Origin of the sequence: Solidesulfovibrio sp. C21 (genome assembly GCF_047785625.1) — a bacterium.
Lineage (GTDB): Bacteria > Desulfobacterota > Desulfovibrionia > Desulfovibrionales > Desulfovibrionaceae > Solidesulfovibrio.
Genome location: NZ_JBLODY010000110.1, coordinates 1 through 9680, shown reverse-complemented (window position 1 = coordinate 9680; position 9680 = coordinate 1). Strand labels below are relative to the sequence as shown.

9 protein-coding genes are annotated in these 9680 nt (G+C 63.4%); 2 read left to right on the top strand and 7 right to left on the bottom strand.

Annotated elements, in window-relative coordinates:
- Positions 1-75: 75 nt before the first annotated feature.
- Entirely contained in the window at positions 76-1458 is a 1383-nt protein-coding gene (gene argH / locus ACMZ6R_RS19140; protein ID WP_416114502.1) for an argininosuccinate lyase, read from the top strand.
- The gene (locus tag ACMZ6R_RS19135) at positions 1440-2999 is read left to right on the top strand and encodes a sigma 54-interacting transcriptional regulator (protein WP_416114500.1); all 1560 of its coding nucleotides are present in this window, start codon (positions 1440-1442) and stop codon (positions 2997-2999) included. Before argH ends, ACMZ6R_RS19135 begins: the two co-directional genes overlap by 19 nt.
- 196 nt (positions 3000-3195) lie before the next feature.
- Here ACMZ6R_RS19135 and ACMZ6R_RS19130 read toward each other — a convergent pair whose 3' ends face one another.
- From ACMZ6R_RS19130 to ACMZ6R_RS19100, 7 genes are all read right to left on the bottom strand, one after another.
- Positions 3196-3921: a hypothetical protein gene (locus ACMZ6R_RS19130; protein WP_416114498.1), complete on the bottom strand. Its 726-nt coding sequence runs from the start codon at positions 3919-3921 to the stop codon at positions 3196-3198.
- Entirely contained in the window at positions 3902-5392 is a 1491-nt protein-coding gene (locus ACMZ6R_RS19125; protein ID WP_416114496.1) for a pyridoxal phosphate-dependent aminotransferase, read from the bottom strand. Before ACMZ6R_RS19125 ends, ACMZ6R_RS19130 begins: the two co-directional genes overlap by 20 nt.
- A 399-nt stretch (positions 5393-5791) precedes the next feature.
- Positions 5792-6049 (bottom strand): hypothetical protein, encoded by a 258-nt coding sequence (locus ACMZ6R_RS19120; RefSeq protein WP_416114494.1) that lies wholly within the window; start codon positions 6047-6049, stop codon positions 5792-5794.
- 146 nt (positions 6050-6195) lie between these two features.
- A complete protein-coding gene (locus tag ACMZ6R_RS19115) occupies positions 6196-6696 on the bottom strand; it encodes a DUF488 family protein (protein ID WP_416114492.1) in 501 nt (166 codons plus the stop codon).
- A complete protein-coding gene (locus ACMZ6R_RS19110) occupies positions 6693-7286 on the bottom strand; it encodes a DNA-3-methyladenine glycosylase I (protein ID WP_416114490.1) in 594 nt (197 codons plus the stop codon). The genes ACMZ6R_RS19115 and ACMZ6R_RS19110 overlap by 4 nt, the downstream gene beginning before the upstream one ends.
- A 2-nt stretch (positions 7287-7288) precedes the next feature.
- Entirely contained in the window at positions 7289-8734 is a 1446-nt protein-coding gene (locus ACMZ6R_RS19105) for a menaquinone biosynthesis decarboxylase (RefSeq protein WP_416114488.1), read from the bottom strand.
- A gap of 53 nt (positions 8735-8787) precedes the next feature.
- Positions 8788-9630, bottom strand: coding sequence for a hypothetical protein (locus ACMZ6R_RS19100; RefSeq protein ID WP_416114486.1), 843 nt, complete (start codon positions 9628-9630; stop codon positions 8788-8790).
- Between the last annotated feature and the right edge of the window lie 50 nt (positions 9631-9680).

Sequence of the window (9680 nt, the reverse complement as noted above, 5' to 3'; positions counted from 1 at the left end):
GGAGGGAACCCCTTTTTTGCAAAAAAGGGGTTCCCTCCCCCGGTTCCTCTTCCCCTCTTCCGGAGGATACACACCATGTCCACCAAAATGTGGGGCGGGCGATTTGGCGAAGGTACCGGGGCCTTGATGGAAGCCTACAGCGAGTCGGTTTCCTATGACCGCCGCATGTACCGGCAGGATATTGCCGGGTCCAAGGCGCATGCCCGGATGTTGGCCAAGCGCGGCGTTTTGACCGGGGATGAGGCCGAGCGCATTGTGTACGGCCTGGATCAGGTGCTGGACGAGATCGAGGTTGGCGGCTTTCCCTGGCGGGTGGAGTTCGAGGACGTGCACATGAATGTGGAGCAGCGTCTGACCGAACTCATCGGCCCCCTTGGCGGCAAGCTCCATACCGGCCGCAGCCGCAACGATCAGGTGGCGCTCGATTTCAGGCTGTATGTTGCCGAGAGCCTGGAGGTCTGGACCCGGCTTTTGCGGGAGCTTGTCGGTGTCTTTTTGGAGCGGGCGGGGGAGCACAAGGAGACGCTGCTGCCGGGCTGCACGCATATGCAACCGGCCCAGCCGGTGAGCCTCGCCCATCATCTGCTGGCCTATGCCTGGATGCTGCGGCGCGACTGCGAGCGGGCCGAGGATGCGCTTAAAAGGGTCAAGGTATCGCCCCTTGGCGCGGCGGCCCTGGCCGGCACGACCTATCCCCTCGATCCGGGCATGGTGGCCCGGACGGTGGGATTTTCCCACGCCTTTGCCAACAGCATGGACGCCGTCTCGGACCGGGATTTCGTGCTGGAGTCCCTTTTTTGCGCCTCGCTGATCATGGCGCATCTGAGCCGCTTTTGCGAAGAGATCATTCTCTGGGCCAATCCGCGTTTCGGCTATGTTTCGCTGCCCGATGCCTACGCCACAGGATCGAGCATCATGCCGCAGAAAAAAAATCCCGATGCGGCGGAACTGGTGCGCGGCCGGGTGGGGCGGGTGTATGGCTCGCTTATGGGGCTGCTTACAGTTGTCAAGGGGTTGCCGCTGACGTACAATCGGGACTTGCAGGAAGACAAGGAGCCGTTTTTCGACGCCGATGACACCGTGCGGGCCTCGCTTCGGGTCATGGCCGGGATGCTTGGCGCGCTGGCCTTTCGTCCCGAGCGTATGCGCGAAGCCCTGACCCAGGGCTTTCTCAACGCCACGGAGCTGGCGGATTATCTGGCGGCCAAGGGTGTTCCGTTTCGGGAGGCCCACCACATCACCGGTCATGCCGTGGCCTTTGCCGAATCCAATGGCAAGGCGCTCGAAGAATTGACCCTTGACGAATTGCGTGTGTTTTCACCGGCCATGGAGGCTGATGTTTTCGAGGCCCTGCGGTATGAAACCGCCGTGGCCAGACGTAACGGACCCGGCGGCACGGGTCCCGAATCCGTGACCGCACAGATGGCGGAACTTACCCGATGGCTTCAAAAACGCTAAATCTCCAGCTCTCCTGCCTCTCCGCCATAAGCGGCATCATCGACAAGGCGCTTGACCTCGAGCAGTCGCTCCAGGATATTTTGCGCATCCTGGCCGAGACGCTCTCCATGAAGCGCGCCACCATCACCCTGGTCGACCGCTCCACGGGCAAGCTTGTCATCAGCGTTTCCCAGGGGCTGTCCGCCGAGGAGAAGCGGCGGGGCGTGTATGGCCTTGCCGAGGGCGTCACCGGGCTCATTTTCCAGACGGCCCAGCCCTACGTGGTGCCGGACATCCGCAACGAGCCGCTTTTTCTGGACAAAACCCAGTCACGCAAGATCGAGCGCCATACGATCTCCTTTGTCGGAGTGCCGATCATCCTGCACGGCCAAGCCATCGGCGTGCTCAACGTGGACCGGCTTTTCGGCGACGAAGTGGATTACGGGGAGGACGTGGCTTTTCTGACCGTCGTGGCCACGCTCATTGCCCAGTTCATGAGCCTCAACCAGAAATACGAGGCCAAGGTCGAGAATCTCAAGCGGGAAAACATCTCGCTTAAATACAAGCTGTCCCAGGAATCCCAGGGGCTCTATATCGTCGGCAAGAGTCTGGCCATGCAGGATGTGCAGCGCCAGATCGAAAAGGTCGCCCCGACCCGGGCCACAGTGCTGCTCCTTGGCGAGTCCGGCACCGGCAAGACGCTTATCGGCCGCATCATCCACGATCTTTCCGAGCGCAAAGACTATCCCTTCATCAAGGTCAACTGCGCCTCGATTCCGGAAACCCTGCTGGAATCGGAACTCTTCGGCTATGAAAAGGGTGCGTTCACCGGAGCGGACCAGACCAAGCCCGGTCGGTTCGAGGAGGCCAACAAGGGCACGCTTTTTCTCGACGAGATCGGCGAACTGCCGCTCGGGCTCCAGGCCAAGCTGCTGCGCGTGCTTCAGGACAAGGAGTTCGAGCGCCTGGGCAGCAACAAGACCCGGCAGGCGGACGTGCGCATCCTGGCCGCCACCAACAAGGATCTGGCCGCGTTGTCCGAGGAGGGTTCGTTTCGACCCGATCTCTACTACCGGCTCAACGTTTTTCCGCTCAACGCCCCGCCGCTTCGGGACCGCAAGGAAGACATCCCGAGCCTGCTTATCCATTTCCTCAACAAGGTCTCCAAGGAATACGCCCGCAAGCTGACCTTTTCCACCGAGGCCCTGGCCGTGCTCAAGCAATACGACTGGCCGGGCAATGTCCGGGAGATGGAAAACCTGGTGGAACGGCTGGTGATTCTGGCTGAAAAGGAGCGGATCGACGCCGACCTCATCCGGCCCTATCTGACCATTCCGTCACGGGAAGAGGGCGGCCGCGAGGTCGAGCTTGGCGGCGAGAATTCCCCCTCGCTGCAAAGCCTGGAGAAGTCAGTCATTATCGACGCCCTGCGCCGCAGCGGCGGCATCCAGCACAAGGCGGCCCGGGAGCTCGGCATCACGCCGCGTCAGATGGGCTACCGGGTCAAGAAGTTCAATCTCGAATCCCTGGTTGCCGTGCAGCGGGTGAAGAGCCGGGCCTGATCGGTCCAGTGCGACAGGCCGTAGACGTCTGGTTGTTTTACAGGCGGTCATTCCTTGTGGATGACCGCCTGTTTTTGCGTTGGGGGAGTTCTCAATCCGGAAGGAGTTAAAAAGGAAACGCCGATAAGGCGCTTTAGCCCGCAGGGTGGCGGCATGCGGACCATGGCCCGGGAGATTTCCTGCCGGCTGCTGCGGATCAGGCGCGACAGGAATTCTCCTCGACGTCGCTTTCGCCGACGTAGGCGATTTCGCGCTGCCCGGCATGGGTGATGCAGCCCGATTGGCGCAGCCCAAACCGCTCGACCACCCGTTTCCCGTCCGGCGAAATGACGATTGCGGCCAATCCACGTTTGGGGGTCGAGGCCAGATCCATGGCCAGGGCCTTCACCAGCGCCCGGCTCGCATCGGTGCCCTGCAACTGTTTCACGATGCCGATGTTGAAGAGATAATAATAGTTGTGAGCGCTTGTCGAGGCCTGCTCCGACGCGATCTGCGTCCGGCTGGTGATGCGCTCCGGAGCATCCCGCATCAGCGAAAAGGTCGCCTTCGCGATGGGATGAAAGCCCGTGTAGCCGACAGGAACACACCTTTCCCGCACCCGGGCCATCCACAACCGAAACCCCTGCGGAAACGCCGCGACAACCGTCTGTAAATGCGCATGGCCTTCACGGTCGGCCGCATTGGCGTAGCAGGCCCAATCGGCCAGAAGCGTCGCCAGGACGAAGCGGTTGAGAGAGGGCGCGGCTACCCGCGAGGCGGCTTGCGCTTCGGCCCAGGTGAACGAAACAACCTCCCCGGCATCGAGAAACCGCGTTTCCCGTATCTTCCGGTACCCCTCTCCGCTTTCCAGCCAGTCGAGGATTTCCTCCCGCGAGTCCAGGTCGGGGATATGTTCCAGCGGATCAAACGCCGGCGGCAGCATATGACGTACCGTCCTTCGCTCCCGGTGTACCGCCCCGCAGCATCCGCGTCAGTCCGGCGACGCCGCGCCGCAGCACCTCCATGTCCGGCCCGAAGCTCAGCCGGATGTGGTCCTTGTAGCAGGAATGGGGGCGCCGCCGACCGGGATTCACGTCGAAAAACGCCCCGGGCACGACGATGACCTTTTCCGCCAGCGCCTTCTCGAAAAAGACCATGGCGTCGCGAAATGCCTCGGGCAGTCCCTTGAGGCTGGCCCAGACGTAAAAGCCTCCGGCCGGCTCGGCCTCGATCTCAAATCCCAGACGGAGGAGTTCCCCTACAAGGTAATCCCGCTTATGGCCGAACTCCGTCTTGATGGCCGCGATTTCCCGTTCGGCCACTTCCGGGGAAAGCAACTCCATGGCCGCGCGTTGCAGGGGATGGTTCGCGCCGCCGTCCAGAAACGACCCGGCGCTGGCCACGGCCTCGATGACCGGGCTCGGACCCACGATCCAGCCGACCCGCCAGCCGGGATAGCGCCAGTTCTTGGTCACGCCGTCCACCACGATCACCGGGTCCCGGTCCACGTCCTCCACGAATGCCGCGGCCGAAACCCGCGCCTCGTCCCGGCCGTAGACATAATGGGAGTAGAACTCGTCCATGATCAAGGCGCAATCGTACGTTCTGGAAAGCTCCACCCACTGCCGCAGTTCGTCCCCGGCCACCAGCCGGCCCGTGGGGTTGGACGGATTGGAGGTGAGAATCGCCCCGAGGCCCCGGCTGACGATTTCGCGCTCCAGCACGGATGGCGCCATGCGATAGCCGGTTGCGGGATCGAGGAGAATGGGGATTGGGGTAAAGGAGCGAAAGACGGCCAGCAGTTCCTCGTAGGCCGTGTAGTCCGGAATGAAATGGCCGAGATTGATATTGCCGAGCGCCGCGGCGACGCGGGTGAGCGCCGCCCGTCCGCCCGGCGCGATGCAGACGTTGCGCCAGGTGTATTTGGAGCGTTTCCCCTGGCGATGGAAGTGGTTGTAAAATTCGGCCACCTTCATGCGCAGATCCTGCCGGCCGGCGACCGGCGCGTACTCCTGTTCGCAGGCGGCGCATTCGACGCAGGCGATGCGCCGGGGAGCGTCGGGCAATCCGGAGGTGGACGGCGCACCCTGGCCCAGGTTGGCCCACTCTGGATGCTCGGACGTGAAGCCGAGCGCCTGGGCGCGGTGCATGACATGGATGACGCCCGTGCGCGGCACGCTCCGAAAGCCAGGGATGGGACAGGTGTTGCCCACCCCGGCGGGAAACGACGGTTGGGGCATGGAATCCGGGAGATGACGATCGGCGGGCTGGGGCAAATACATGCTGCTTTCTCCGTGCTGGATATTCTGGAAGCGAACGGCATCACGGCCGGCGGCGAAGCGCCGCATGTAAAACGGCGGGGCGGCGGGCGGTCGCGACTGCATGGCCAAGGCCAACGAGTTGTTCCGGATCACGAGGATCAGCCGAGCGGGCGCCTTGGAGCGCGGCCCGGCTATCCAGCAACGGCTGCGGCGGCGGGTGCGAATGCGGAGGCGTTCCCGGCAAGACGGGAGAGCAAGGCAGAAGTGGGCGGCAGGGATGCGTTCCCCAAGCCGTCGAGCCATACGCTGTCAGGACGATGTCCATAACGGCGCGGACTGGATGGACAGAGAGGGGATGTAAACTTCATGAGCATAATTGTAGAGAGAGAATGATGGAAAGGTCAAGTGTCGCGGGAAGTATTTTCAGGCAGGGAAGAGCGTTGTCGGTGGAAAACCGCTTCCTGGCGCGCTTCCCACGTCAGCGGCGATTCTTCGGGAGCACCCTTGTTTCAAAGGGTTTCCTCTCTCGCACCTTTCCTCCCCTCCCTCCCCTTATTGCGCCTTCCATAAGGTCTGGACGGGCGTGAAGGCAGCGTCCAGGGCCAGGCTGACCTCGATGGTCACTTCCTCTTCGCCGCGTCGCACCCGGACATGTTCCTTGGGCGCAAGGCCGGCCTGCCTGGCCGTGTCCGCCCACCGGGCCTCCTCGCAAGCCAGAATATCCTCGAAGCCGGCCTCGGGTTCTTCGGGGCGATAAAAGCTCGACACCGTCACCCATTGCCCTTGCGTATCCTTGGGGTCCTCGCTCACGTCTTCTTTCCTTTTCCTGTCCGCCGGCCTCTGTCGTGCCTGCCGCGTCGGGGTTTTTACCTTGAACTGTCCAAGAGCGGGCAGCCAAGGCATGATCAAAACAAAGGACATAACCTCGATGATGATTTAATATGTTAACAATATTGCTATGATGTCTCTTTTGTGGCCATTCCTTTAGCGCAGGAAACGGCATAATCGGTCCAGGCCGGGGTGTGGGGCTCGAGCCGGCCGTCCCCCCGGATATGCACCACCCGGGCACCCCGGGAAAGCAGCGCCGGGGCGATGCGCCAGGCCCGGTGGCAACGCCTGGGGTCCTCCTCGGCGCAGACCAGGGCCAGCCGGTAGGCCTGCCGCCAAGCCGCGATCACCCGGTCGATGCCTCGGGAAAACGACACCGCATCCACCACGGACGTCCCCCGTCCCCCGAGTTCGCAGCCGTAAAAAAGATAGCCTACGCCCCAGGACTTGAGCGATGCCGCCAAAGCGTTCTTGCAAAAATGCGGCAGGTGGCGCGAGTAGGGCTCGGCCCGCACGTCGATAAGCATATTGACGCCGTGGCGGGTGAGCAGGCTCAAGAAAACGGCCCGGTCATGGTTGTCGTGCCCCAGCGTGTAAATCGGCGGGCGGGAAAGCGGTCCCTGGGTCATCGGACGGCTCCAGCCAGTTCCTTGTGGCGGAAACAGCCGGTCAGATGGTCGTTGACGAGGCCCGCCGACTGGAGAAAGGCGTAGACGCAGGTCGGGCCGACAAAGGAAAATCCCCGGGACTTGAGGTCGCGGCTGACCTGTTCGGCCAGGGGCGTTGTGGCCGGGACCTGCCGCAACTCCGAAAAGTGGTTGACGATGGGCCGTCCGTCGACAAAGCGCCAGAGATAGGCGTCAAAGGAGTCGAAGGCCTCCTGGACGGCGAGAAATGCCTGGGCGTTGGCCACCGAGGCCTTGATCTTGGTCTTGTTGCGGATGATGCGGGCATCCTCCACCAGGGCGGCGAGCTTGGGCGCGTCGTAGTCGGCCACGCGCGCCGGATCGAAGCCGTCGTAGGCGGCCCGGTAGCCTTCCCGGCGTTTGAGGATGGTCAACCACGACAGTCCGGCCTGGGCGCCTTCGAGGATGAGCAGTTCGAACAGCGCCCGGTCGTCGTGCAGCGGCACGCCCCATTCCGTATCGTGGTAGCGCACGTAAAGGTCGAGATCGCCGCACCATGGGCAGCGGATGATGCCGGCTTCGTCCACGGTCATGATCACAGCCCCAGTTCGTCCCACAGCGCGTCGATGCGACCCTTGATCTCCCGGGACATGACCAGCGAATCGGGCCATTCGCGCATATGGCCTTCCTCGGGGCCCTTTTTCGTGGCGTCGATGCCGATCTTGCCGCCGTAAAAAGGCGTTGGCGAGGCATGGTCCAGGGCGTCGAGAGGGCCGTCCACGATGACGATGTCGCGCTGGGGATCGACATTGTTGCCGAGCCGCCAGAGCACTTCGGACGTATTTTGCACGTTGACCCCGGCATCCACCACCACGATGATCTTGGTGAACATCATCTGCCCAAGGCCCCATATGGCGTACATGATCTTGCGCGTCTGGCCGGGATAACGCTTGTCGATGGAGACGAAACAGAAGTTGTGGAACACGCCTTCGAGCGGCAGGCTCATGTCCACGATTTCCGGAAGCTGCTTTTTGATAAGCGGCAAAAACAGGCGTTCGGTGGCCTTGCCCATGTAGCAGTCCTCCATGGGCGGTGGGCCGACGAGGGTCGCCGGATAGACGGCGTCCTTGCGATGGGTGAGCGCCGTGACGTGGAATACGGGGTAGTCGTCGGCCAGGGAATAATAGCCGGTGTGGTCGCCGAACGGCCCTTCGCGGCGGCGTTCGCCCGGGTCCACGTAGCCTTCCAGCACGAACTGGCTCGAGGCCGGCACCTGCAAGTCCACGGTCTTGCACTGGACAAGCTCCACCGGGGCCTGGCGCAGGTAACCGGCGAAGAGAAATTCGTCGATATCCTCGGGCAGCGGGGCGGTAGCGGCATAGGTGCAGGCCGGGTCCGGGCCGATGGCCACGGCCACGGGCAGGCGCTCGCCGCGCTTTTCCGCCAGATGGTAGTGGTAGGCCCCCCCCTTATGGCGGTGCCAGTGCATGCCGGTGGTGTTCTTGTCGAAGACCTGCATGCGGTACATGCCCACATTGCGCTTGCCGCTTTCCGGGTCCTTGGTCACGACCACGGGCAGGGTAATGAAGGGGCCGGCATCGCCGGGCCAGGTGGTCAGCACCGGCAGGAGGGACAGGTCCACGTCGTCGTCGGTCAAAACGACATCCTGGCAGCGGCCGGAATTCACGGTTTTGGGGAAGATGCCGGCCATCTTGGCCAGCTTTGGCAGCATCTTGAGCTTGTCGATGAGTCCGTCCGGTTTTTCCATCTCCAGCACGGCGTCGATGCGGTGTCCCAGGGCGTCGAGGTCGTCGCAACCAAGGGCCAGGTGCATGCGGGGAAACGAGCCAAAGGCGTTGGTGACCACCGGAAAGCGTGATCCTTTGGGATGTTCGAAGTAGAGGGCCGGACCGACGGCCTTGGACACTCGGTCTGTGACCTCGGCGATTTCCAGATACGGGTCCAGTTCGGGCTTTATGCGCCGCAGTTCGCCTTTTTTTTCCAGAAGCCGCAAAAAATCCTGCAAGTCCTTGTACGCCATGGGGAAACGCTCCAGAGGTCGGTGGATTGGGCCGCGCCGGCCGGTCCCCATATTTATACGCGAAGGCGAAGCCCCGTAAAGGGCCGGGAAGTTGCGGCCACGATCCGGGCCAGGAACCCGGCGGCGAGCGGGGCGGGCAGCGCTCCGGCGGACAGGCACGCCGGAGCCAGGACGGCCTTGCCGAAGCGCAGGTCGGCCAGCATGGCCATGCAGGCGGCAGCCTCTTGCGGGCGTTCGAGCATGAGCCGGTAGACGGTGCGGGCCGGCGCTTCCCGGGTGGTGGGGTGGTGGCGGGCCTCGATGGCGATATGGCCCGGGCCGGGGAGGTGGCCGAAAAGACGCAGACGGAATCCCGGGCCGCCTTCCTCCGGGGAAAGGCGCGCGGTCAAGGCCTCGGCCTTGGTGAGCCCGGGAAGGACCCAGGGAAGGTAGCGCGGACGCCCCTCGGCGCGGGACACGAAGGCCTGGGCCAGCCGGAAAAGCTCCTGGACGGCGCTGAAATCCGCGCGCGCGGCGGCATCGCCAGCCAGCCAATCGAGAAAACGACGACGCGCGGCGGTCAGGTCCAGCGGCGGGCAGGGCGGCGGCGCAAATCGGGGCAGGTGGCGCTCGAAACGGGTCCGCGCGGCGGCGATGCCGGCCAAAAGCAGCCCCGGCTCCGTGGCGGAACTGGGCGGCGGGGTAATGTCCTTTAAAACCAGTTCCGGTTCGAGGGCCTCGATGCGAAAGGTCAATTCGCGACCGGGCACGGGCTCGTGGTCCAGGCTGGCCAGAAGCTTGATGCCGGACACCACCACCCAGAAAAGGCCACCCGGTCCGGGCGAGACGAGTCTTCCCTGGACGGTCTGACCGACCTTGCGTCCGCGCCGGAAGGCCTGTGTGTTGCTGTGCGGCATAGTTGTGAACCGGGGGAGGGAACCCCTTTTTGCAAAAAGGGGTTCCCTCC